Raw genomic sequence first — 22,545 nt, forward strand, 5'->3', positions numbered from 1 at the left:
AGCGGCAACGACGGCGGCCGACCGGTATGCCGACCTTCGTACAAGCCGACCAAGCCCAAACGAAGCCAACATTGCTTCCAGTGCTCGACACTATTGAGATGAACTGCGAATTCATCGGCCACCTGCTGCAACGTCATGCCTTGGCCCAGCATCCGCACGCCTTGGGCACGCCTACGCGTACGCGCATGCGGATGGTAAATGCCCATGTCCGATAGCGTCTGTTTCTCTTCCTTACTCAATTTCAACCGTTTCATCACTGCAAATCCCCATGAAGCTCCGCATGCAGGATTTGACAGCATTTTTTGCGCAATTACTTAGTGCCGCGCGCCGTTGCCTCTTACTGTCGCCTGCCAATGCCTCAGCGTATCCTCTTGCTAGCGCCTTGCAGAAATACCTCTCGTTGCCACGTGCTGCTGACTGGTGCCGTTTCATTGCGCCGTTGCGCGTACTGACGCGTTGAAACGTAACGCTGTCATTGCTGTTGAAGAAATAACTTCCCCTTGCAGAAATGACGTCTTTCCCGCGCTCGCACTGTCGCGATCATTGCCGCCACCGTTTGCGCGCGCATCCAACTCCGATTCCCATTCCAATCCGATTTCGATGTTCACTGCTGCAAGTCTGGTGGGAGGTGAAGTCAGACACTCCAGCGGCCGTGCATCGACAAGCGCCACGGCCAAGGTAAAAAGCAAGCCACGACCAGGGTCGAGGCAGAGCCTCCGTCAACGCTTTCGCCAATTCAACTTGTGGAGCTTCCATTCCCTGGTCAGGCTTGCCGCAATCTTTCACTCCGATCCGACATTCTGCGCCGCATCGGCGCGCTGCCGAAGCACGGCCTCCGCTGCCTTCTTGCCAGCAATGAAAGCATGGTCGGAGTTGTAGTACTCCCATTCGCTGTAGCGCCCCGCCAGCAGGATGTCGTAGCGCGCCAGCCACGCCTTGACGCGCGCCACGTTGGCGGCACGCGCGTGGTCGTAGACCACATACGCATAGGGCATGTCGACCAGGCTGGCGGTGATGATGCGGTCATCCGGCCTGAGCATCGTGACCTTGATGCAGTCTTCGATGCAGCGGTCGATCAGCGCCTGGCCATCGAGCGGCAGCGGTTTCCATGGGGAATAGGAAATCTCGCAGGTCAGCCCGAATCCCCCGGGCGGGTTGCAATGGGGACTGGCGTTTCCCTGGACGAAAATACGGTGGAAAATCGTATCTTCCGGGTAGTAGATCCAATGCTTGTCGGTGATGTTCTCGCGCGCCACGCCAAGGTTGACGCAGCGGACCGACAGATGACGCAAGAGCGCCGCAGCGTCGCGCACGTCCTGCGGTGCCTCGCTGCCGATCAGTTTGATCAGCTCGGGCAAGGGCATGGTGCTGATCAGGTGGTCGTAGCGGTAACGGCTGCCGTCGGCCATCACCAGCAGATGTTCGCGCGGCAGCAACTGGGCCGCCTCGGCTTGCATTTCGATCCGGCCCTTGATATGCGGCAGGAAGCCGGACATCAGCGCCTGGAAACCACCGGAAAGCGGATAGCCGAAGCGGGCATTCGGCCCCATCGGTTTGGCGACCGGTTCCAGCGCGCCCTCGATGATTTCTTCGAGGTCGGGCAGCGGCACCCTGCCCCCCAGCCAGGAGGTTTCCATCTCGCTGAGCGGAACGGTCCACAGCTTCTTGTTGTAAGGAATGGCGAAATGTTCGGCGATGCCGCGGCCCCAGACTTTGTAAATGAATTCCTCGAAATTCTGGCTCTCGCGCTTGCGCGGCGTGATGCTGGCGGTACCGTGCGCGACCTCGACGGTGCCGTCGGCACAGCAGTCCTCCACCGGCTTGACCGCACACGGTGGCGCCGCCGCGCCGTCGATGCTGCCGAAGCGCGCTTCGACCGCGCCGATAATACATTCGGTGATGACCTTCGGCGGCAAGCCGTACAGGGCCCCCTGGAACGGATAGCGCGTGTACACCTGCTTGCTGTAGACCCAGGCTTCGCGGTTTTGCCAGTGCAGGTTGGGGCCAAGCAGCATCTCGTACAGCGACAGCACGTAAGGATCGTTGGAGAACATGATGTGGCCGGCATGGTCGAACGTAAAGCCCTGGTCGTGGATCGACCGGCACCACCCACCGACGCTCGCATTCTTGTCGAGCAGGACAGTGCCCTCGCCCAGGTGGTACGCGGCCGACAATCCCGTGGGACCGGCGCCGACGATGACAGCCTGCACGTTCTGCGCCCCGCTCTGGGAGCGCAGCGAGTTGACCGTGGCGCCACCGCAGCCGCTGGCGGCCATGCCTGCATTGCCCGCGTTGCTGAACCGCCCCGTCGTGCTGCGGCCGGGCCTGGTCTGCGCCAGCAGGCGGCGCATGGCGTGCGCCGTGACATCCCACGACGTACCGGCCACGATGGCGCGCATGGTGGCGCCCATGGCGGCACGGCGCTCCGGCGTCATCGCCATGGCCGCCTCGCACGCTGCCAGGAAGCCGTCCGTATCGCGCGCGATCGCAACCACGTGGCCGTACGGACGGGCGACGTCGGCGATGTCGGTGCTGACAATGGGCAGCTCGGCGGCCATGTATTCGAGCACCTTGGTCGGGCTGATGAACCGGGTGGCCTCGTTCAGGGCGAACGGCAGCAGACACACGTCCCAGCCGCCCAGCAAGCCAGGCAGTGCTTCGTAAGGCTGCTGGCCAAGATAGTGAATGTTGGGGCGCTGCGGCAGGCTGGCGGGGTCGATTTTCATGACCGGCCCCACCATCACCAGTTGCCAGTCCGGATGGGCGTCGGCCAGCGCGCCGATCAGCGGCGCGTCGAAACGCTCGTCGATCACCCCGTAAAAGCCCAGGCGCGGCGCGGCAATGCCGGCCTGGAGCGGATGATTCCTGTCGCGCCCGAGCGCGAGCGCGAAGTGGCGCACATCGACGCTGCTGGGAAAGCAGTGCGCGTTGGGATGGCGCTCGCGCTTGGCCTGGTACAGGCTCGGCCCGCCGGCAAACACCAGGTCGGCCAGGTTGAGCAGGGCCGTTTCGCGCTGCAGAAGCTGGCGCGGCGGATTCTTGAACGCCGCCAGCTCGTCCATGCAATCGTACACGACCAGCGCCGCATGCAGCTCCTGCAGCAGCGGCAGGGCCATCGGCGTATAGAACCAGACGATCGGCTGTTCTCCGGGCTCGACCAGGCCGGCCAGCATCGGCTGCAGCAGGCGGATCTGGTCGTCGTGGAAGCCGGGCGCATGCACCGGTGTATGCGGCCGGCACACGGTCACATTGGGAACCGGAATCGATTGCTCCATGAAGCTGTCGCCATCATCGTGCACGGGCTCTTCGACAAAGAGGATGCGGAAATGTTGCGCCAGCCGCGACAGCAACTGCTGCGGCCGCTGATAAACAAAATCCCAGCGCAGGTGGCAAAAGACGATGATTGTAGACATGCTGGCTCCTTTCGCCCATCCCGGGCGTGTGTTGGAAAAGTGGTGCGTCAGGCTGACCCGCGGCGCCGTCCCGCGCGGGTGGTGTAAGCGGCTGGTCAGGCAATTCCCGGGTAGCAGTCCTCCTTTTCATCGTCGTTGCGCGTGGCCGCGCTGATCAGTTCGAGCGGGACCTTGGGCGTGCGGTCGGCGCACAGCAGGCCGTTCGCTTCCTGGAAGGTGTCGCTGAACTGGGTGTAGCAAAAGCCGCTGAACATGGTCGTGGTGTTGACCACCGCCAGCAGGCGCCGGTACAGGTCGAGAAAACTGTCTTCGGTATGGGCGCGCGAGTAGCCCCAGGTGCGCGCGCTGCCGTTGTGCCGGTCGAAGGCGACGCCGCCGAATTCGGTCAGCACGATCGGCTGGCCCCGGTGCGGAAAGCCGTCCAGGGTGAGGATGCGTCCGCCCGGACGGCGCTGGTCGAACAGGGTGCGCGTCGGTTCGCTGGTGGTGTAGCGGGCGGCCAGCCGGTCGGGATTGCAGTCGTAGTCGTGGATGCCGAGGATGTCGGTGGCCGACGCTTCCCAGCCATCGTTGCCGATCACCGGCCGCGTCGCGTCGAGCGTGCGCGTCAGGTGGTACAGGGCTTCGACCGCGTTGCGGTGGGCCTGGGTCAGGGTCAGATTCGGCACGCCCCAGGATTCGTTGAAGGCAACCCAGACGATGATGCAGGGATGGCTGTAGTCGCGTTCGATGGCTTCGGTCCACTCGCGCACCATGCGCGTGATGGCCTTGGGACTGAAGCGGTAGGCCGACGGCATTTCTTCCCACACGAGCAGGCCGAGCCGGTCGGCCCAGTACAGATAGCGCGGGTCTTCGATCTTCTGGTGCTTGCGCACGCCATTGAAACCCATGGCCTTGGCCAGCTCCACGTCGCGCTTGAGCGCCGCGTCCGACGGCGCCGTGAGCAGCGATTCGGGCCAGTAGCCCTGGTCGAGCACCAGCCGCAGCGCGTAGGCGCGGCCATTGAGCATGAAGCGGTCGCGGTTGATCGCCACCGAGCGCAGCGCCGTGTAGGAATGCACCATGTCGAGCACCCTGCCCCGATAGTGCAGGCTGACCTCGGCAGTGAGCAGGGTGGGACGCTCGGGACTCCACAGCAGTTCGTTGCGCGAGTCGTCGATGCCCGGGTCGGACAAGGCGATCTTGCGGTTGGCTTCGTTGCCGAGCAGCTTGTAGTGATCGTCCGCCAGCAGATTGGCGCCGTGCCAGATCTTGACCTCGACAAACAGGTCTTCCGTGATGTCGCCGGTGGCAAAGATCTCGCAGCCGATTTCGTAGGTCTCGAAGATGGGCGTCCAGCGCAGGCTCTGGATGTAGGTCGACGCCACCTGCTCGATCCACACCGTCTGCCAGATGCCGGTGGTGCGCGGATACCAGATCGAATGCGCTTCGAGCAGCCAGTCCTGCTTGCCGCGCGGCTTGGCCAGGTCGTGCGGGTCGTCCTCGACGCACAGCGTCACGACCTGCGTGCCCTCCTCCCTGAGCACGCCGCTGATATCGGCCGAAAACGGCGTGTGTCCGCCCTCGTGCTCGGCCACCTGGTGCTGGTTGACCCAGACCCGGGCGCGGTAATCGACCGCGCCGAAATGCAGAAGGGTGTGCCCCGCGTGCGGGGCCAGATGAAACGTGCGTTCGTACCAGCACACCGTGTGGAAGCCCGTGTCGCCGATACCGCTGGCACGCGATTCCGGCGCGAACGGCACCTCGATCTGGTGCGTCCACTCGGTCGCGCCATTGGGCATGCGGCAGCGCCGTTCATCGTCGAACATGAATTTCCACGGCCCGTTCAGGCTGATCCAGTGCTCACGCACAAGCTGCGGTCGCGGGTACTCGAATTGACGCATTGGTGCTCCTCGTCGTGGGCTTGCAATGACGTTGCGCGCTGGTGCGGCGCCAGGCTGCAGAACGCACTATGCGGGCAGCTGGCGCGCCGCTCCATGCCGCGAACAAGCGCCGTTATCGCGGACAGGGAACGGATGCTAGCACGTCAATTTTGCGCATTTCCACGCCCTGCGAAGGCAAGATTTCTAGGTGAAAATGGCTTGTAACCAGTGGCGTTCAATCATATTGAACGCAAAGGTTTACCTGAGAGGGAGAAGTGATGCCGTGGACTTGAAGATGGCAAAACTGGTTACACAAAGTAGGCTGCTGCCTACATCACAAATCGGCGTTTTTACGGGTGCGAACCAAGCGGAGACGCGGACGCGGCGCGCGCGGCCTGATGCGCGCCGCGCCGCCCGCCTGGATGCCGGCGCTATTTGGCCAGTTCGACCATGACAGCCGTGTACATCTGCAGATTCAGCATCAGCTGCTTGACGGTGATGAATTCATGTTCGGAGTGCCCCGAATACACCGTCCCCGGCATGGTCGGGCCGAAGCTGACCGCGTTCGGGAACAGGCGCGAATTGGTGCCGCCGCCGATGGAAATCGGGCGCGGATTCTTGATGCCGGTGTAGTAGGAAAACACGGACAGCAAGGTCGGCACCTGGGGCGCGCTTTTCTGCAGCCACGGTTCCGTGATCTCGACCTTCACATCGGCCAGCGCGATGCGCCGCGCCTGCCACTGGGTCAGCGCCTCGTTCACTTCGCCGGTCAGCTGTTCGGTGCTCTTGCCTTGCGGACGGCGCAGGTTCACGTGCAGCGCGATCCCGGCATCGCCCTGCTTGATGACGGTCGGCGCCACCGTCATCGGCCCCATGAATTTATCGCGGTAAGCGATCTTGCCGAACTTGTCACCGTAAATGCCGGTCCCAATCAGGTCGTTGAGCAGATTGACCATGGCGCCGGCCGTGGTGTTCGGCCACGGGTGGACATTGAGGGCGTCGGCCAGCATGCTGATCGCATTGACGCCGTCTTCCGGCTTGGACGAGTGCGCCGACAGGCCCTGCGCCTTGACCAGCAGCTGCTTGCCCTGGCGGCTGAAGGTGTAGCGCATGCCGCCCTGGGCCGTCGCGCGCTGGCGGATGCGCCCCTCCAGTTCCGCCGTGGCGTCCTCGATGGCGGCGCTGGCGTCTTCGGGAATCTGGCTGCCGAAAAAGCCGCCGCCGAAGGCGACGAGCGATGCCGTGCCCGCCGGCGCCGCTGCCTGCGCCGGCACCGTCACGCTGATCGTGCCGTAGCCCTTCTCGGCCGTCACCACCGGATACTCGGCGTCGAGCGTGATATTCACCTGGGGCGGCTGGTGCGTCTTGAGAAACTCGGTCAGCGGCCCCCAGTCGGACTCCTCGGCCATGTACACATACAGTTCCAGCCGTTTCGACAGCGCCACTTTGCTGTCCTTGATCGCCTTCATCGCGTACAGGGCGGTGGCGATCGGTCCCTTGTCGTCCTCGGTGCCGCGCCCGATCAGGCGTCCGGCCTCGCTCGTCTTGTCCAGCTCGAAGGGCGACTTTTTCCACTTGGATGGATCGACCGGCTGGATATCGCCATGCGTGATGATGCCGACCCGCTCGCTGCCGCTGCCCAGGCCGATGACCATCACATAGCCATGGTCGGTGTAGTCGAGGCCGAGGCGCTCCGCCTCGCTCTTGAGGTAGCCTTTAAAACCGAGATGCTGCGGATTGCGCTCGAACGGCACCGCCTTGTCGGCGACTGTATTAAAGCTGACCATCTTCGCCAGGCTGTCGATGACCGCGGTGCGATAGGTTGCCGCCGCATGGGCGGCCGCGCGCAACGCCGCATCCCCCGGTGGCGGGGGAGCGGCGCCGGCAGCGGTGCTCAGGCAGCACAGCAGGCTGGCGAGGACGAACGAGTGGCGCATGGTGACGATCCTGGACGTTGAGTTTGCGTAACGTCAAAGTCTATCACCGCCGGCCGTCCGGCGCAGGCGCGGGACGCAAGCGCGGGGCGCAAGCGCGGGGACGCAAGCGCGGGGACGCTAATGCTGCCGCGCGGCCATCTTGCTCAGCAGGTAAATACCGTACAGCGACGCGATGCCGACCAGCGCATATACCAGGCGCGACCAGATGGTGCGATCGCCGAACAGCGCCGCCACCAGATCGAACTCGAAGGCCCCGACCAGGCCCCAGTTGATGCCGCCGACGATCATCAAGACCATCGCCACCCAGTCCGTGACGGAAAAGTGAGTCGAGTGCAACGCGCTGCCGGAGTTACGGCGTTCCGGAATGTGGCGGCGTTCGTTTGCGGGTGCGTTCATTGTTGCCATTATTGCCTCCTTGTGGTCTCCACCAGAATGGTGGGGTCCCGGTAGGACAGCAAACCGGGGCATAAAGTTTTCGCCATCGTGCAGGCCGACGCCGCGCGCGCGGCACTTCAGGTATGGTGGGGGACGACACCACCATCGAAGGAGTGAGCCCATGAGCGAAAAAAGCATCAAGCGCCTGCATCCGGCGCAACGCGACGACATCGGCGACCTGCTGACCCAGCGCCCGCTGCCGGGCCCGTACGCCGACCAGATCGATCCCTTCCTGTTCCTCAATCATCACGGACCGCAGCACTACCCGCCGGGCAACCGCGGCCTGCCGTTCGGACCGCATCCGCACCGCGGTTTCGAGACCGTCACCTTCATCGTCGACGGCACGCTGATGCACAAGGATAGCGCCGGGCACGAGAGCATCATCGGCGCCGGCGGCGTGCAATGGATGACCGCCGGCAGCGGCATCGTGCATGCCGAAGTATCGCCGCCCGAATTTCGCGAGCAAGGCGGGCAGCTCGAGATCCTGCAGTTGTGGATCAACCTGCCGGGACGCCTGAAGATGACCGCGCCGGCCTACACCGGGCTGCAGCAAGGCGATATTCCGGGCATCGCACTCGACGCCGGCAAGGTCGACCTGCGCCTGATCGCCGGCGAGTGGAACGGCAAGCAGGGCCCGGTGCATTCGCTGACCGGCGTCTTCATGAGCACGGTGGCGATGCGCGCCGGCGGCCAGTTGCACGTGCCGGACCTGCGCGCGCGCAACGTGTTCCTGTATGTGGTGCGCGGCACCATCGAGGTGAACGGCGACCGCGCCGACGCCTGCCATCTGGCCGAACTGAACGAGGAAGGCGACGCCCTTACCATCAGCGCCGAGACCGATGCCCTCCTGATTTTCGGCCACGCCACGCCGCTCGGCGAGCCGGTGGTGTCGCACGGACCGTTCGTGATGAATACGCGCGAGGAAATCCAGACCGCCATCGCCGACGTCGAGGCCGGGCGTTTCCAGGCCCTGCGCTAAGGCTGGAGGAGCGCCTCGGTCGACAGCACCAGCGTCTCCTTGATCTCCTCCATCACCACATAGCTCTTCGACTGGGCCGCGCCCGGCAGCTGCAGCAGCATGTCGCCGAGCAGCTTGCGGTACTCCGCCATCTCGTGGATGCGCGCCTTGATCAGGTAATCGAAGTCGCCCGACACCAGATGGCATTCCTGCACCTCGGGAATGCGCAGCACTTCGCGCCGGAACTGCTCGAAGGCCGAGGCCGATTTCTGGTTCAGCGTAATTTCCACAAACACCAGCAGCTTGGCACCCAGCGCGGCCGGGTCGACGCGCGCGTAATAACCGCTGATGACGCCGTCGCGCTCCATGCGCTTGACGCGCTCGATGCAGGGCGTGACCGACAAGCCGACCCGCTCGCCCAGGTCCTTCATCGAGATGCGGCCTTCGTTTTGCAGGATGCGCAGGATGTGGCGGTCGAGCTTATCGAGGCTGCGGGTCGACTCTTTAACGATTCGCATGAAATTCCACTAAATAAATGCAGTTATACGTGAACAAAGACTGGTTGAATCGCAATAATATAGCGGAAATTCTTGAATCCTTTATTTTTCTCCGGAGAGACCATGCGTGTCGTCATTTTGGGCAGCGGCGTTATCGGCGTGACCACCGCCTACTACCTGGCCAAGGCCGGCCACGACGTCACCGTGCTCGACCGCCAGCCCGGTCCGGCGCTGGAAACGAGCTTCGCCAATGCGGGCCAGATTTCGCCCGGCTACGCCTCCCCGTGGGCGGCGCCCGGCATTCCCCTCAAGGCCATGAAATGGATGCTGCAGCGCCACGCGCCGCTGTCGATCACGCCCGACGGCACCAGCTTCCAGCTCAAATGGATGTGGGACATGTTGCGCAACTGCACGGCCGACCGTTACGCGGTCAACAAGGAACGCATGGTGCGCCTGGCCGAGTACAGCCGCGACTGTTTCAAGACCCTGCGCGAGGAAGCCGGCATCAGCTACGAAAGCCGGCAGCGCGGCACCATGCAACTGTTCCGCACCGAACAGCAGTTTGCCAGTGCGGAAAAAGACATCAAGGTGCTGCAGGATTCCGGCGTGCCCTACGAACTGCTCGCGCGCGACCAGCTCGGCCAGGCCGAACCGGCGCTGGCGCTGGTCAAGGACAAGCTGGTCGGCGCCCTGCGCCTGCCCAATGACGAGACCGGTGACTGCCAGCTGTTCACCACGCGCCTGGCCGGGATGGCCGAAGCGCTGGGCGTGCGCTTTCGCTACAACGTCGCCATCGACCGCCTGGCGGTGACAGGCAACGCGATCAGCGGCGTGCACTGCGGCGACGAACTGGTGCAGGGCGACGCCTATGTGGTCGCGCTCGGAGCGCACTCGACGGCGCTGCTCAAATCGATCGTCGACATTCCGGTGTACCCGATGAAAGGCTACTCGATCACCGTGCCGATCACGGACGCCAGCAAGGCGCCGGTCTCGACCATTCTGGACGAGAGCTACAAGATTGCCGTGACCCGCTTCGACGACCGCATCCGCGTCGGCGGCATGGCCGAGATTGCCGGCTTCGACCAGCGCCTCAATCCGCGCCGCCGCGCCACCCTCGAAATGGTGGTCAACGACCTGTTTCCGGGCGCGGGCGACAGCGCGCGCGCCACGTTCTGGACCGGGCTGCGGCCGATGACACCGGACGGCACCCCGATCGTCGGGCGCACCGCGCTGGGCAATCTGTTCCTCAACACCGGGCACGGCACCTTGGGCTGGACCATGTCGTGCGGTTCGGCGCAGATGCTGGCCGACCTGATGTCCGCCAAGCGCCCGGCGATCCGCTTCGACGACCTGTCGGCCGGCCGCTACCACGGCCGCGGCAGCGACGGGCGGCTCGACCTCGCCAACGCCTGACACCAAAACCCCTACTACAGCAGTAAAAGCACCTACAACCGGGGTCAGAGCTCTGATTAGCAATATTTTTGTTGCTGATTGGAGCTCTGACCCCGGTTGTAAGCGTTTGGAGGTCAGCCGTAGGAGTTTGGGCAGTTGTAAAACGTAAACACACATGCGAGCAATGTTTTTCCACCGCGCATCTATGTTACTCTTTGACTACTGTTCGTGCACCGGATGACTATCCGGTCCACCGTGATTCAGCGCCAGCACCCAGACTGACCGTCCATCGCATGCCTTGGACGCTCGTGCGGAGCGAAAACTCTCTTTCATCCCGACCGCGCAGCGTTTGCGCGCGCGGTCCTTGTCCAGGAAAAAATATGAATAAGAAACTCTCATGGATGTTGGCTGCCGTTTCCCTGGCGCTTGCCGGCAATGCCGGCGCAAGCACGATCGTGATCGAATCGGCTTCCGCCACCCCGTCCGGCATCCTGGCCGACGCAGCGGCCTATCAGGGCGCCGTCAACGGTGCGCTGCAGGGCCCTGCCTACGCCAGGAAAACGGTCGATTCGTACAGCAACATCACTCACGCCAGCCTGTTCGGTGGCGGCAGTAACTTCGCGCTCAAGTCGACCATCAGCTTCGGCGTGAGCGAAGCCAATGCGGGCCTGTGGCAATTCCGCGCAGGCGTCGATTTCGGCTACGGCGGCGCGCTGTTCGTGAACGATGTGGCGCTCGACTCAAAAAGCCACGATATGTGGTGGGACGGCCAGTACACGAATCCATCGCAGTATTTCGGTGCCACGGTGAACCTGGGCGCGGGCAACCACACACTGACCATCTACGGCTTCGAGGGATGCTGCGATGGCGCCCAGCAAGCGCAGTTCATGGCGCCAGTCGGCACATTCACCAGCTTCAGCACGTCGGACAATCTGGTCAGCGCGGTTCCGGAACCGGAAACCTATGCCATGTTCCTGACCGGCATGGCCATGCTGGGGTTCATGACCCGCCGCCGCGATCGGCCGGCAAAAAACAACGCCTGAGCAGCGGCCGGGAGGCCGGTCTCATCTCGGCTTCCACGGCCCCTCACTCCACCGTGATCGGCAAATCGCGTCCGTTGAGCGCTTCGTTGCCGACGTAATCGGCCGCGAAGATGCGGATCAGGTAGTCGCCCGGCGCCAGCGCGGCCGGGTCCCACCCCCCGGTTTTGGCCACGCCGTCGCGCACGGTGTTGGTCACCACATACAAGAACCGCGTGGTCGCGCTGCCGTACACCGTGATGCCGCTGTTGTCGGCGTACGCCAGCTTGACGCTTTCCGGGTCCGGCGGCAGCTTGTTGAATTCGATGTTGATCAGCGGCTTGTCGAATCCGGCAACCGGCGTGCCGTCCGCCTGCAGCACCTGGTACCCAACCTTGTACAAACCCAGCTTGCGCCGCGCGGCATTGCCGTCGGCCTGGTCATAGGCATCGACCACGATCCCCAGCGGCCCCGCGCCGCGCGCCACCATCACCCGCTTGCCCGGCTTGCGCGGCAGCGCCGTACCCGCCGCGTCGACCAGCCCGATCTTGTCGATGCGCGGCGCCACCTGGTCGCTGAAACCGGTGAACGGCAGGGTCAGCGGATTGGCTTCCGTCCCGCCAGGCTGGTACACGAGGTGCACGTGGAACATGCGGTTGACCGTGCCGAGCGCTTCGCCCACATGGAAACGCGTACCGCGCTTGACGCGCATGCGCGCCGCCTTGCCCTTTTCGTTGTCGAGCATGATGAAGCGCGCCGGGTCGAGCGGCGCATCCTTGACCGTGCGCCCGACCCGCATGTGGATGTAGGCCATGCTGTCGACGCTCATGCCTTCGCCGACGTCGCCGAAGGCCCAGTTGGGCACCGGGCTGCTGACCTTTTCGTCGGCCACCGCCAGCACCGGCACGCCCATGTTGGCCTGGACATCGAGGCCGCTGTGAAAGTGATGCCGGCTTTCGCCACCGTAACTGCCGCGCACTTCGCCGATGGTGCCGACCACTTCGTGGCGCTGGTCCTGCGGCTTGAACGGCCATGGAAAGCGCCCGGCCGGCGCTGCGGGCACTGCCACCGCCGCCGGAACCGGCTGGGACGCAACCGGCGCGCTTCCCGTGGCGACCAGCGCCGGCGCCTTGGGCGCCAGCACGGCGGTCGCGCCGTCGGGCCGCGGCGAGATCCGGTGCACGGTCCGCTTCACGGCATCGGCCACGTACAGCGCACCGACGCGGTCGAGCGCAATCGCACTCGGCCGGCTCAAGCGCGGCGACTTGTCGTCGCCGATGTCGATGTCCACGCCAATCCCGGTCAGGCCGCGCAAGCTGCCGTCGGGGCCGACCTGCAGGATGCGTCCGCGCCAGATATCGCCCACGTACAGAAAACCGTCATGCGTGAGCGCCAGGCCGACCGGGCGGCGCAGCAGCGGTTTTTCGGCGTCTTCCGGGGCAATGGCCAGGGTGCTTACCAGCCCGTCCGGCGCCAGCTTGCGCACCGCGCCGTTGCTGGTGTCGGCCACATACAGGTTGCCTGTGGCGTCGGCCACGACCGAGGTGGGCGTGTCGAACTGGGCGGCAGCCGCCGGTCCGTCGACGTAGCCGGGCGCGCCGCCGGCGAGCGTGCTGACCGTGCCGTCGGGCGCGATCTTGCGGATGCGGTCGTTGTAGGTGTCGGCCACGTACACCACGCCGGCCTTGTCGACCGCCACGCCGACCGGTCCGTTGAACTGGGCCTCGCCCGCCTTGCCGTCGCGGTAGCCGGCCACGCCGGTGCCGCCGATGGTGCTGACCACGCCAAACGGCGTGATCTTGCGGATCGCGTTGTTGCCGGTATCGGCGACGTACAGGTTGCCGGCGCCATCGATGGCCATGCCGGACGGCGTGTGAAACCCGGCGGCGGCGCCAGTGCCGTCGGCAAAGCCTTCGCGTCCGCCGGCCAGGGTGGAGACGACGCCCTCGGGCGTGATTTTGCGGATGCGGTTGTTGTCGCCGGCATCGGCCACGAACACGTTGCCATCACGGTCGATCACCAGGCCGAAGGGGTCGGAAAAGCGTGCCTGCGCGGCGGCGCCATCGGCGAATCCGGCGCTGCCGCTGCTGCCGGCCACGGTGCCGATGCTCACCGGCCAGCCCAGCACGGTCGGCTGCGGTTTGATGCCGACCATGGCCGCCACTTTGCGGACCGCCGGCTGCCCGCCCGGTTGCAGCGCGTACCAGGCGCCGCCCGCGCCAATGGCGCCGATGGCCGCCGCTATCACCAGCGGCTTCGTGTATTTACCATTCAAACTTGTCACCTGGCTCAGCATTATCAAAACACGAAGCTTACCTCATCATCAAGTACACTAGGTGCCGGCCGGATGACCGGCATTTTTCCCGATCGGAGTTCAATGGATACCTCGACCCGGCTGGCGTGCGCGCTGGCCTTTGCCGCCTGCCAGGCGGGCCACGCCGTGGCCGCCGGCGCGCCTCCGGCCACGCTAGAACGCCTGCACGTGGCCAGCGCCCTGACGGCGTCCCAATCGTTCACCTCCGGCGTGGAAGGTCCGGCGGTTGATGCCGCCGGAAATGTGTACGCAGTCAATTTCGCGCGCCAGCAAACCATCGGCAAGGTCAAGCCGAACGGCGAGGCCGAGGTGTTCGCAACCCTGCCCGGCACCAGCGTGGCCAACGGCATCCGCTTCGGGCCGGATGGCGCGATGTTCGTGGCCGACTATGTGGAACACACGATTTACCGCATCGACCCGGCCAGCGGCGCCATCGCCGTCCATGCGCGCGAGGCCGCCATGAGCCAGCCGAACGACCTCGCCATCACGGCGGCCGGCGTCATCTATGCGAGCGATCCGGACTGGAAGAAGAATACGGGTCGCGTGTGGCGCATCGATCCGGACGGCAAGGTCACGCTCGCGGCCGACCAGCTCGGCACCGCCAACGGCATCGACGTCAGCCCGGACGGGCGCACCCTGTATGTGAACGAGAGCGTGCAGCGCCATGTCTGGGCGTTCGCCATTGCGCCCGATGGCACGCTCGGCGGCAAGCGGCGCATCGCCAGCTTTGCCGATTTCGGGCTCGATGGCATGCGCGTCGATGTCGACGGCAACCTGTACGTGACGCGCATCGGCAAAGGCACGGTGGTCAAGATGTCGCCGCGGGGACGCATCCTGGCCGAGATTGCCCTGCCCGGCAAGAAGCCGAGCAATATCAGTTTCGGCGGACCGGATGGCCGCACCGCGTACGTGACCGAGGTGGAGAACGGGCAGCTGCTGCAATTTCGCGTGGCGCGTCCGGGACTGGAATGGCAGCAGCGCCAGGCCGGCGGCGTCAAAGCGGCGCAGTAAGCACCAAACCGGCCAGGCGCTGGCGACAACGATGGCGGCGATGCCGTGGCGCTGGCAACAAGGTAGCGAGGATGCCGGCATCGCTGCAAACGCAGGCCCGGAGCGCAATCATGATGCAGCGATGCGCGCCGTGGGACAGCCTGGAGTGACGCGGCGGCGCGGGCGGCCGGCGGCTTAAGGGCGCGCTGGCGGCAGGTCCGGGCGCGACGGGCCCGACTGGCCGCGCGCGCCGTCACCGGCCGGCGGGTTGATGGTTCCGCCGCACTCGCCGTATTTGTGCAGGAAGCTCTCGTACGCCGCGTCCGGCGCCGCAAAGCGCGCCTGGCTGGCTGGCGTTTTGGGCAAGCCCGGCCAGCAGGCCGAGACCATCACCAGCGTGGCGTCGATATCGCCGGCCTGGATTTTTCCCAGCACACCCAATCCCCGCAGCACTTCCACGGCAATCAGTTCCTGCGTTTCGGCACAGAAGTCGGTCAGGTCCATGCGCGCGCCGTACTCTTCCCATATCTCGCGCGTGATGCGGTACAGGCCGGCGGCGGTCCCCTTGCCGTCGTGACCGGGGCCGGGATGGGTGGAAAAATCGGTGAAACGCCACGGGTCGCTGCGCCGGCCGCGGATGGCGCCATCGAGAAAATCGACGCCGCCGCCAAGGCTGTGGCACATCGCGCGCAGGAAGGCGCGGATGTTGGGCTGCTTGAGGTAGACGCGATTTTCTTCAAGCCGGCATGCTTTTTCGAGCCGGATGCGCACCGCCTTCGCTTCGGCTTCATCGGCCGGCGTGGTGCTCACGCGCGCCCGGTGGTGCAGGACGGCGCCGGACGGCGAAATGAGGGTCGCGCTCATGCTGCTTCCTAGACAAAAATTTCGACGGACTCGGGCACCGCAGTCGTCGACAACAAGTGCGTGTAGCCGTTGCGGTCCGAGGTGCCGAATTCGAGCTGCCCGCTGGCGCGTACCACCGCGTATTCCTTGTGGACCAGCGGGTCGCCGGTTTCTTCGTCGAGCAGCACGAAGCGCTCGTTGAAACTGGGGCCGCGCGGCGCGCCGCGGGATGGGTACGACGGGTCGCTGTCGTTGGTATTGGACAGGGCGCGCCCGGTATCCTTGAGCACCTGGCTGCGCATGATCTGCACCGGCAGCAGCTTGGGCGGCGGCGAGCAGCGGCAGGTGCACAAATCGTTTTCGAGCGCGACGTGCTTGCCGTCGGACATTTCGGGGATGCGCGGTCCGACGCACAGGATGCGCCCGGTCGCCTTGCATGCGGGACAGGCTACCAGGTCGCCCTCGAGTGCGATGGGCACGCCGTTGATGCAGCCGCTGCCGCTGGCCGACATGACGCGCCCGCCGGCGGTCGTGGTGGCCCCGAGGGTGATGGTATAGCGCCTCATTGCGGCAGGCTCCGCGTGGCTGGACGGCGGCTGGCTCCTGCGGGAACGACGGGGTGGGAGGTCAGTTTCATGGCTCTTCCTTTGCGACGACATAAACAAGCTGGCGTTAGCGGCACCGGGGCGCCTGACATATGCCAAGGTTACGTTTCGACGCTGTTGGAGGCTTGACATCGCTCAAGCAAACCATTGCTAGCTAGCAGTCTGAACAGGGGTGTAACTATTACCCATCGGTAGGCAGTAGGCCGCCTGCCTGGAGGCGTTCGGCAAACGACTGCCTGCAACGCTTGGCGCTGTGCGGGACGGGCGTAACAGGTTGATGCCGGCGATACGCTGATGCGCTATTTGCCGGCAAATGCGCACATCGCACAGGCGCGCGCCGCACGGCGGCTGCGCCTCCAATCGGCGGCCAACGTCACAGGACTACGCCCAAGTGCGGGCGAAGTGCGGGCGGACAGCATGCGCCCGCCGCTACCCGGGCTATTGGCCGTTCGGCTTGGCGCTACCCGCTTCGCCATTGGTACCGGTGCCCATGCCAGTGGTGCCGGTGGTGCCGCTGGTGCCGCTGGTGCCGTTGGCTGTCCCCGTGGCGCCCGTATTGCCATCGCTACCGCTCATCGAGGTTGAACCGGCCGTGCCGCTGGTGCCGGTCGCACTGTTCCCGCCCCCATTGACGCCTGGCGTGGCTGCGGTGTTCCCTTCCGCTCCGGGCGTGGTCGAGGTTGCCGTGCCGCCGGTGGCGCCCGTCGTCGTGTTGCCGGCGCCGCTACCGGCCACGGTTGCCGATGGGGCGGTGTCGCCGTTGGTGCCCGGCCCGGCCCCGTCATTTTTACACGCCGCCAGCGAGACTGCCGCCAGCAACATACACGCCAAATTCTTTACGAGAGGAAGTTTGTTCATGTCGCAGCTCCTTTGCATGGTACGGTGGATGGTGGACGGCCGCACATGCCCGATCGCGTGCGCGTGCAGCCGGTGATGCGTATCCTAGCGCCCTGCCTCACCCGGGCCCATCGGCCAACTCGCCCCATGCATGTAAGAGTTGTCCGTCTTTTATCTGATCGCCATTCAGTTCGCTTACTTATTCGTTACGCCAGGAATCTCGCGCGTCGGGCGCGCGAACTTGCCCTTGAGGTCGTCCGTGCCCGCTTGCGGCCTGGCCAGTTTGACGAGATCGGCGCGCTCCTTGCGGGTTCTGGCGGTGTCGAGCTTCATGCGGCGGTCGCGCTCTTCAGCCAGGCCGGGCTGGGCTTCACCGTCGCGGCTGAAGGACCACGCAAGCATGGGTTCGCCCATCGGCAGCTTGTCGTTCGGCTGGCCCATGTGGCCGGTATTCCATACGTGCCAGGTTTTGCCGTAGCTGTTCATCTTGGACTTCATCAGCGCTTTTTCGGCGATCTTGGGGATGCCGGGCGCCATCAGCTGGCCGCTGAGGATTTCGCCGTTGTGCGGATGCCAGAATTTCTTTTCCTCGGCGGGCAAGGTCTCGAACAAGGTCTCGGAAATGATGTACTCGACGCCGTGCATGTTCGCTTTTTTGGTGTTGCTGTCGAACAGGACGCACTGGGCGAAATCCTCGTTCATCTGGTGGCAATAATGATGCGCTTCCATCTGGTGTTCGGGATGGTCCTTCATGGGGTGGAAACCGACCAGATAGATATCGAAACCGGCAACCGGGCTATTGCTTTGCAAGAGTTTGGCGCCGGCTTCGAGGGCGATGGTCTTGGGCGCCTTGTCGGCCCCGGGCGGCGTTTGTGGGGGCGCCACTTTTTCTTGTGCCCGGATTGGGGACATCGACAGCAGCAGGGCTGCCAGCGCCATGGAAAGATGCGTGCGTGTCATGCAACGGCTCCCGAAAAATGTGACGGCGTGGCGGTGCCCACGCCGTTTGTTCACTAATACGGTAGCGCAGCCGCGCGCTTTGCGCCACGCGTTACGGGAGCGACACAGATGATGCCGGAGTCACGTTTTGGAGGCCGAGGCAGCACCGGGCGCGCTGCCTATGTTTTTTTTCATCGATGCCGCCGTCCGCGCCCGCTACCGCATCGACGCCCATGGGAGCGGTCAGCCCTTGGCAACCTTGACCAGTTCGACGCGGCGGTTCTTTGCCCGGCCCTCTTCGCTGCCATTGTCCGTGACCGGCTTTTCCGCACCATGGCCGGCGGCGCTCAGGCGGGCGCTGTCGATGCCGTCGCTGACCAGGGCCTGCACCACCGCTTGCGCGCGCTCGCGCGACAAGGTCACGTTGCGGGCCTTGTCGCCCACGTTGTCGGTGTGGCCTTCGACCGCCAGGCGCAGCGCGGCTTCCTTCTTCATCAGCGCGGCGATTTCGTCGACCGCCGGCTTGCCGTCCGGGCGGATGGCGGCCTTGTCGGTGTCGAAGTTGATGTACAGCGCGACATGGCCCTTGCTGTCGAGTTCCGACTTCATGGCGGCGGCGGTCACGACCTTCACCGAAGACGCGGTCTGTTTTTCCTCGACGGAAATGACATCCACAGCTTCGTCGCTCACCATCAGCACAATCCATTTCCGGCCGGTCGCGGTCGGCAAGAAATACGCCTCATAGGAATAGGTATGAAACTCATAGCGCAGCTTTTTATCGAGTTCGCTTTTATCGTCGCCATGGGCCGCAACGAACGCACTGTCGTGCGGCTTGGCGGTATTGACCTTGATGCCCCCCATGTCCAGCACCGCCTTGGTGTAATCGCGCTGGGCCTGGAATTGCGAGATCTTGGCCTTGTCCAAAGTGAAGTGGATGGCTCGGACACGCCCTTCGACCGCATGCACCTTATCGCCGAGGATCAGATGCACCTGGTCGAAATCGGACTCCTTGGTGCTGTAATACTGTTTATCCACGGCTGGCGGGTAATCGATGAACGGGAACGGTGGCACCGGCTTGGCGATGACGGCGATCTTGTCGAGGTCGACAACGGCGGCAGCGCTGGCCGCGGCCGGCGCCGGGGGCGCTGCCGGTGCGGCGGCCGCTTCCGGCACGCTCGCCGGTGCACTTGCCACTGGCGCCTGCAGCGCGTCGGCCGGGGCTTTCGGCTTGCATCCGCTGAGGGCAAAGGCAAGAGAGATCGACAGGCAAAGAGCGGCGTTGAATTGTTTGGTCATGTCGTGCAATCGTAATGAAATGAATTGGCCTGGCGGTGCAGGAAAAAGTAAAAGAACTACATCAAGCAAGGCGTGCGGCCGATCTACCGCAACGGTCATCGCAGCGATTTAGCGTGGCGCTCCGGTAGCGCGGCCGATTGCCGCGCCCGGACTAACGATCAGCCTTTGACGACCTTGACCAGCTCCACGCGGCGGTTTTTTGCACGGCCGTCTTCGCTGCCATTGTCCATCACCGGCTTTTCCGCACCATGGCCGGCGGCGCTCAGGCGGGTGCTGTCGATGCCATCGCTCACCAGGGCCTGCACCACGGCTTGTGCGCGTTCGCGCGACAGGGTCACGTTGCGGGCCTTGTTGCCCACGTTATCGGTATGGCCTTCGACCGACAGATTCAACGCCGTTTCCTTTTTCATCAGCGCGGCGATTTCGTCGACCGCCGGTTTGCCGTCGGGGCGCAGGGTCGCCTTGTCGGTATCGAAGTTAATGTACAGCGCAATGTGGCCCTTGCTGTCGAGTTCCGACTTCATCACGGCGGCGGTCACCATATTCACCGACGAACCAGTCTGTTTTTCTTCGACGGACAGGATCCGCACGCCGCTGTCGTTGATCATGATGAGCATCCATTTGCGGCCCGTGGGGGTCGGAACGAAGTACACGTCATAGCTGCTGGAGTTGCCGTGGAAATCCAATTTCTTGTCCAGGGCATAGCTGTCGCCGCCATGCGCCTCCACGAATTTATCATCGTCCGGGGTGACGGTATTGACCTTCACGCCGCCCATGTCCACCGCCGCCTTGGTGTAATCGCGCTGTGCCTGAAATTTTGAAATCTTCGCAGCCGACAAATGGAACGAGATCAAGCGGAAGCGCCCTTCGACGGCGTGCACCTTGTTACCGACGATCAGGTGCTTTTGATCGAAGTCGGATTGCTCGGTTCTCCTGTCTCCCTCGGCGATGGCCGCCGGATAATCGATAAACGGGAATGGCGGCAACGGCTTGGTGATGACCGCGATCTTATCGAGGTCGGCGCCGGCGCCGGTGCTGTCGGCCGCCGGCGTCGGCGTGGCCGCGGCCACTGGCGCTGGCGCTTGCGCAGGCGCCGCGGGCGCCACCACGGCCGGCGCGCTGGCGACAGGCGCCTCGGCTGGTGCGGCCGGCGGTTTCGGCTTACATCCGGTCACGGCGAAGGCAAGCGAGATCGAAAGGCAAAGAGCGGCGTTGAGTTGTTTGGTCATGGCGGGCAGTCGGAGCGAAAAGAGGATGGGCCTGACGGTGCAGGGGTTTAAATAAAGATTACATAAAAACAAGGCGATCATACACGGGTGTTAATCAATCGCAATCGGTAATAGCGGCGGGGTTTTACCGGTTCGCTTTTCCCTTGGCGGCAAGCGCGCACCGGGCACATCGCCGGATGCCGCCGGTGCTGCGGGACAGCGCGGGGAGCGCCAGCGGCGCCGCTGCGCGCCCCCAATGGTCAGCCTTTGACGACCTTGACCAGTTCGACGCGGCGGTTCTTTGCGCGGCCCTCTTCGCTGCCGTTGTCCACCAGCGGCTTGTCCGAGCCGTGGCCGGCGGCGTTCAGGCGGGCGCCATCGATGCCGTCGCTTACCAGGGCCTGTACCACCGCCTGCGCGCGTTCGCGCGACAGGATTGCATTACGGGCCTTGTCGCCCACATTGTCGGTGTGCCCTTCGACGGACAGGTGCAGCGCGGTTTCCTTTTTCATCAGCGCGGCGATTTCGTCGACCGCCGGTTTGCCGTCCGGCCGGATCGCCGCCTTGTCGGTGTCGAAGTTAATGTAGAGGGCCACCCGGCCCTTGCTGTCGAGTTCCGACTTCATGACGGCGGCGGTCACCATCTTCACCATCGATGCTGTCTGTTTTTCTTCGATGGACGTGACGCGCACACTGTTATCGTTGGCCATGATGAGCATCCATTTGCGGCCGGTCGGCGTCGGGAAAAAATAGGTTTCGTAGCTGTAGTTCTCATTCGGATAATCCAGCTTCTTGGCCATCGCATCGGTGAAAGGGCCATTCACCTTCTCGAACGCCTCGTCTTTCGGCTTGCTGGTATTGACCTTGACACCACCCATGTCGGTTGCCGCCTTGGCGTAATCGCGCAGCGCCTGGAAGCGCGACACCTTGGCATCGGCCAGTTCAAACACCATCCGCCGGAAACGTCCTTCGACGGCCTGCACCTTGTTACCGACGATCACGTGCAACTGGTCGAAGTCGGACGCCTTGGTTTGCTGTTTCTGTTCGCCGATGTTTTCCGGGTAATCGACAAACGGGAACGGCGGCATCGGCTTGCTGATGACCGCGATCTGGTCGAGGTCGACGACGTCGGCGCTGGCGGCCGCCAGCGGCGGCGTGGCGGCCACCGGCGCTGGCACCACGGCAGGCGGCGCAGGGGCGGGGGCGTTTGCCACGGGCGCCGGAACGGGCGCCGGCACGGATTCGACCGGTGCTTTCGGCTTGCATCCGGTCACGGCAAAGGCGAGCAAGATCGACAGGCAAAGGGCGGCGTTGCGTTGTTTGGTCATGGCGGGCAGTGGAACAAAAAAGGGATCGGCCTGACAGTGCAGGGAAAAGTATAACGATTACATAAAGACAAGCCGATGATACACGGGAGCTGATCCATCGCAACCGGTAATAGCAGCCGCGTTCTACCGCTTCGATCCGGCCGTGGCGACCAGCGCGCGCAGGCCCTGCGCCGCTCGCCGCGCCCGGGCGCGCTTGCCCGTCGATGGTATGATGGCGCCCCGAATGCGCGGCCGCCGGCCCGCTCCCACACTCATATAAGAAACATGGACCCGTACAAAGTTCTCGAAGAAGCCCGGCCGATGCTCGATGCAGTGCTGACCCAGACCGGATTGCATGCGCCGGGCGAACCGCTCGATCTGGACGCCTTGCGTGGGCCGTTCAGCCAGTGGCTGCAGGCGCAAACGGTGGCGCGCGAGGATCTGGGGTTTTTCGTGGGTCTGGTGGGCGCGTTCATTTCGCAGTATCTGCTCGATACGGCAAATGCGTCGGTGCAGGTCGACGGTGAGCGGATCAGCGTGCGGGTGCCCTTCCCTGGCGGAATGCAGCGCCAGTTCGATCCGTATGCGGCCGCCTCCGGCCTGATTCTGAAAAAAGCCAGCGTGGCCGATTTCCTGGCCAGCGTCTGCGCGTAAGCCGGATCCACGCTACGCTGCATTCAGACAACGTCGACC

20 protein-coding genes are annotated in these 22,545 nt (G+C 64.4%); 5 read left to right on the top strand and 15 right to left on the bottom strand.

From position 1 onward, the window contains the following. The 6 genes from RBA41_RS29275 to RBA41_RS29300 all read right to left on the bottom strand — a co-directional run. The coding region (locus tag RBA41_RS29275) for a helix-turn-helix domain-containing protein (protein WP_306627897.1) at positions 1–254 on the bottom strand (254 nt) is incomplete at its 3' end. 174 nt (positions 255–428) lie between these two features. Continuing rightward, positions 429–608, bottom strand: coding sequence for a hypothetical protein (locus RBA41_RS29280; RefSeq protein ID WP_306627898.1), 180 nt, complete (start codon positions 606–608; stop codon positions 429–431). Positions 609–782: 174 nt separating this feature from the next. Further along, a complete protein-coding gene (locus RBA41_RS29285) occupies positions 783–3,413 on the bottom strand; it encodes an NAD(P)-binding protein (protein WP_306627899.1) in 2,631 nt (876 codons plus the stop codon). A gap of 95 nt (positions 3,414–3,508) precedes the next feature. Continuing rightward, a complete protein-coding gene (locus RBA41_RS29290) occupies positions 3,509–5,296 on the bottom strand; it encodes a glycoside hydrolase family 2 TIM barrel-domain containing protein (protein WP_306627900.1) in 1,788 nt (595 codons plus the stop codon). Between the two features lie 410 nt (positions 5,297–5,706). Then, positions 5,707–7,212 (bottom strand): dipeptidase, encoded by a 1,506-nt coding sequence (locus RBA41_RS29295; RefSeq protein WP_306627901.1) that lies wholly within the window; start codon positions 7,210–7,212, stop codon positions 5,707–5,709. Between the two features lie 117 nt (positions 7,213–7,329). Then, entirely contained in the window at positions 7,330–7,617 is a 288-nt protein-coding gene (locus RBA41_RS29300) for a DUF378 domain-containing protein (protein WP_306627902.1), read from the bottom strand. A gap of 151 nt (positions 7,618–7,768) precedes the next feature. On the opposite strand from RBA41_RS29300, the gene RBA41_RS29305 reads away from it, so the two are divergent. Further along, the gene (locus tag RBA41_RS29305) at positions 7,769–8,626 is read left to right on the top strand and encodes a pirin family protein (RefSeq protein WP_306627903.1); all 858 of its coding nucleotides are present in this window, start codon (positions 7,769–7,771) and stop codon (positions 8,624–8,626) included. Here RBA41_RS29305 and RBA41_RS29310 read toward each other — a convergent pair. Then, positions 8,623–9,123, bottom strand: a complete 501-nt coding sequence (locus tag RBA41_RS29310; RefSeq protein WP_306627904.1) for an Lrp/AsnC ligand binding domain-containing protein — start codon at positions 9,121–9,123, stop codon at positions 8,623–8,625. The two genes, RBA41_RS29305 and RBA41_RS29310, sit on opposite strands and share 4 nt — an antisense overlap. A 102-nt stretch (positions 9,124–9,225) precedes the next feature. On the opposite strand from RBA41_RS29310, the gene RBA41_RS29315 reads away from it, so the two are divergent. Continuing rightward, entirely contained in the window at positions 9,226–10,515 is a 1,290-nt protein-coding gene (locus RBA41_RS29315) for a D-amino acid dehydrogenase (RefSeq protein ID WP_306627905.1), read from the top strand. A 359-nt stretch (positions 10,516–10,874) separates the two neighbouring features. Further along, positions 10,875–11,537, top strand: coding sequence for a CCXG family PEP-CTERM protein (locus tag RBA41_RS29320; RefSeq protein ID WP_306627906.1), 663 nt, complete (start codon positions 10,875–10,877; stop codon positions 11,535–11,537). 43 nt (positions 11,538–11,580) lie between these two features. Here RBA41_RS29320 and RBA41_RS29325 read toward each other — a convergent pair whose 3' ends face one another. Further along, positions 11,581–13,797, bottom strand: a complete 2,217-nt coding sequence (locus RBA41_RS29325) for an NHL repeat-containing protein (protein WP_306627907.1) — start codon at positions 13,795–13,797, stop codon at positions 11,581–11,583. Positions 13,798–13,890: 93 nt separating this feature from the next. Here RBA41_RS29325 and RBA41_RS29330 point away from each other — a divergent pair, with 93 nt between their 5' ends. Further along, on the top strand, positions 13,891–14,838 hold the full coding sequence (locus RBA41_RS29330) for an SMP-30/gluconolactonase/LRE family protein (protein ID WP_306627908.1): 948 nt from the start codon (positions 13,891–13,893) through the stop codon (positions 14,836–14,838). Between the two features lie 174 nt (positions 14,839–15,012). Here the strand turns inward: RBA41_RS29330 and RBA41_RS29335 are convergent, their stop codons facing one another. The 7 genes from RBA41_RS29335 to RBA41_RS29365 form a co-directional block, all read right to left on the bottom strand. Then, positions 15,013–15,681: a lysozyme family protein gene (locus RBA41_RS29335; RefSeq protein ID WP_306627909.1), complete on the bottom strand. Its 669-nt coding sequence runs from the start codon at positions 15,679–15,681 to the stop codon at positions 15,013–15,015. A gap of 8 nt (positions 15,682–15,689) precedes the next feature. Beyond that, positions 15,690–16,226, bottom strand: coding sequence for a PAAR domain-containing protein (locus RBA41_RS29340; protein WP_306627910.1), 537 nt, complete (start codon positions 16,224–16,226; stop codon positions 15,690–15,692). 477 nt (positions 16,227–16,703) lie between these two features. Further along, positions 16,704–17,123 carry a hypothetical protein gene (locus RBA41_RS29345; protein ID WP_306627911.1) on the bottom strand — a complete coding sequence of 140 codons (420 nt, stop codon included), beginning with the start codon at positions 17,121–17,123 and terminating at the stop codon, positions 16,704–16,706. A gap of 174 nt (positions 17,124–17,297) precedes the next feature. After that, complete coding sequence (locus RBA41_RS29350) at positions 17,298–18,062, bottom strand: OBAP family protein (protein ID WP_306627912.1); 765 nt, start codon at positions 18,060–18,062, stop codon at positions 17,298–17,300. A 222-nt stretch (positions 18,063–18,284) separates the two neighbouring features. After that, complete coding sequence (locus RBA41_RS29355; protein ID WP_306627913.1) at positions 18,285–19,337, bottom strand: OmpA family protein; 1,053 nt, start codon at positions 19,335–19,337, stop codon at positions 18,285–18,287. Between the two features lie 158 nt (positions 19,338–19,495). Then, entirely contained in the window at positions 19,496–20,566 is a 1,071-nt protein-coding gene (locus RBA41_RS29360) for an OmpA family protein (protein WP_306627914.1), read from the bottom strand. 239 nt (positions 20,567–20,805) lie between these two features. Next, positions 20,806–21,873 (bottom strand): OmpA family protein, encoded by a 1,068-nt coding sequence (locus RBA41_RS29365; protein WP_306627915.1) that lies wholly within the window; start codon positions 21,871–21,873, stop codon positions 20,806–20,808. Positions 21,874–22,137: 264 nt separating this feature from the next. Between RBA41_RS29365 and RBA41_RS29370 the strand changes: the two genes are divergently transcribed. After that, positions 22,138–22,506 (top strand): hypothetical protein, encoded by a 369-nt coding sequence (locus RBA41_RS29370; protein WP_306627916.1) that lies wholly within the window; start codon positions 22,138–22,140, stop codon positions 22,504–22,506. Positions 22,507–22,545 lie beyond the last annotated feature (39 nt).

It is taken from the genome of Massilia scottii (genome assembly GCF_030846495.1).
GTDB classification, from domain to species: domain Bacteria; phylum Pseudomonadota; class Gammaproteobacteria; order Burkholderiales; family Burkholderiaceae_D; genus Telluria_A; species Telluria_A violaceinigra.

What these genes read in the sequence shown, in the direction of transcription:
- RBA41_RS29355 (WP_306627913.1), bottom strand. Translation starts at nt 19,337, where the DNA reads ATGACCAAACAATTCAACGCCGCTCTTTGCCTGTCGATCTCTCTTGCC.
- RBA41_RS29315 (WP_306627905.1), top strand. Translation starts at nt 9,226, where the DNA reads ATGCGTGTCGTCATTTTGGGCAGCGGCGTTATCGGCGTGACCACCGCC.
- RBA41_RS29300 (WP_306627902.1), bottom strand. Translation starts at nt 7,617, where the DNA reads ATGGCAACAATGAACGCACCCGCAAACGAACGCCGCCACATTCCGGAA.
- RBA41_RS29295 (WP_306627901.1), bottom strand. Translation starts at nt 7,212, where the DNA reads ATGCGCCACTCGTTCGTCCTCGCCAGCCTGCTGTGCTGCCTGAGCACC.
- RBA41_RS29320 (WP_306627906.1), top strand. Translation starts at nt 10,875, where the DNA reads ATGAATAAGAAACTCTCATGGATGTTGGCTGCCGTTTCCCTGGCGCTT.
- RBA41_RS29360 (WP_306627914.1), bottom strand. Translation starts at nt 20,566, where the DNA reads ATGACCAAACAACTCAACGCCGCTCTTTGCCTTTCGATCTCGCTTGCC.
- RBA41_RS29330 (WP_306627908.1), top strand. Translation starts at nt 13,891, where the DNA reads ATGGATACCTCGACCCGGCTGGCGTGCGCGCTGGCCTTTGCCGCCTGC.
- RBA41_RS29290 (WP_306627900.1), bottom strand. Translation starts at nt 5,296, where the DNA reads ATGCGTCAATTCGAGTACCCGCGACCGCAGCTTGTGCGTGAGCACTGG.
- RBA41_RS29350 (WP_306627912.1), bottom strand. Translation starts at nt 18,062, where the DNA reads ATGACACGCACGCATCTTTCCATGGCGCTGGCAGCCCTGCTGCTGTCG.
- RBA41_RS29370 (WP_306627916.1), top strand. Translation starts at nt 22,138, where the DNA reads ATGGACCCGTACAAAGTTCTCGAAGAAGCCCGGCCGATGCTCGATGCA.
- RBA41_RS29310 (WP_306627904.1), bottom strand. Translation starts at nt 9,123, where the DNA reads ATGCGAATCGTTAAAGAGTCGACCCGCAGCCTCGATAAGCTCGACCGC.
- RBA41_RS29345 (WP_306627911.1), bottom strand. Translation starts at nt 17,123, where the DNA reads ATGAACAAACTTCCTCTCGTAAAGAATTTGGCGTGTATGTTGCTGGCG.
- RBA41_RS29340 (WP_306627910.1), bottom strand. Translation starts at nt 16,226, where the DNA reads ATGAGGCGCTATACCATCACCCTCGGGGCCACCACGACCGCCGGCGGG.
- RBA41_RS29365 (WP_306627915.1), bottom strand. Translation starts at nt 21,873, where the DNA reads ATGACCAAACAACGCAACGCCGCCCTTTGCCTGTCGATCTTGCTCGCC.
- RBA41_RS29335 (WP_306627909.1), bottom strand. Translation starts at nt 15,681, where the DNA reads ATGAGCGCGACCCTCATTTCGCCGTCCGGCGCCGTCCTGCACCACCGG.
- RBA41_RS29305 (WP_306627903.1), top strand. Translation starts at nt 7,769, where the DNA reads ATGAGCGAAAAAAGCATCAAGCGCCTGCATCCGGCGCAACGCGACGAC.
- RBA41_RS29285 (WP_306627899.1), bottom strand. Translation starts at nt 3,413, where the DNA reads ATGTCTACAATCATCGTCTTTTGCCACCTGCGCTGGGATTTTGTTTAT.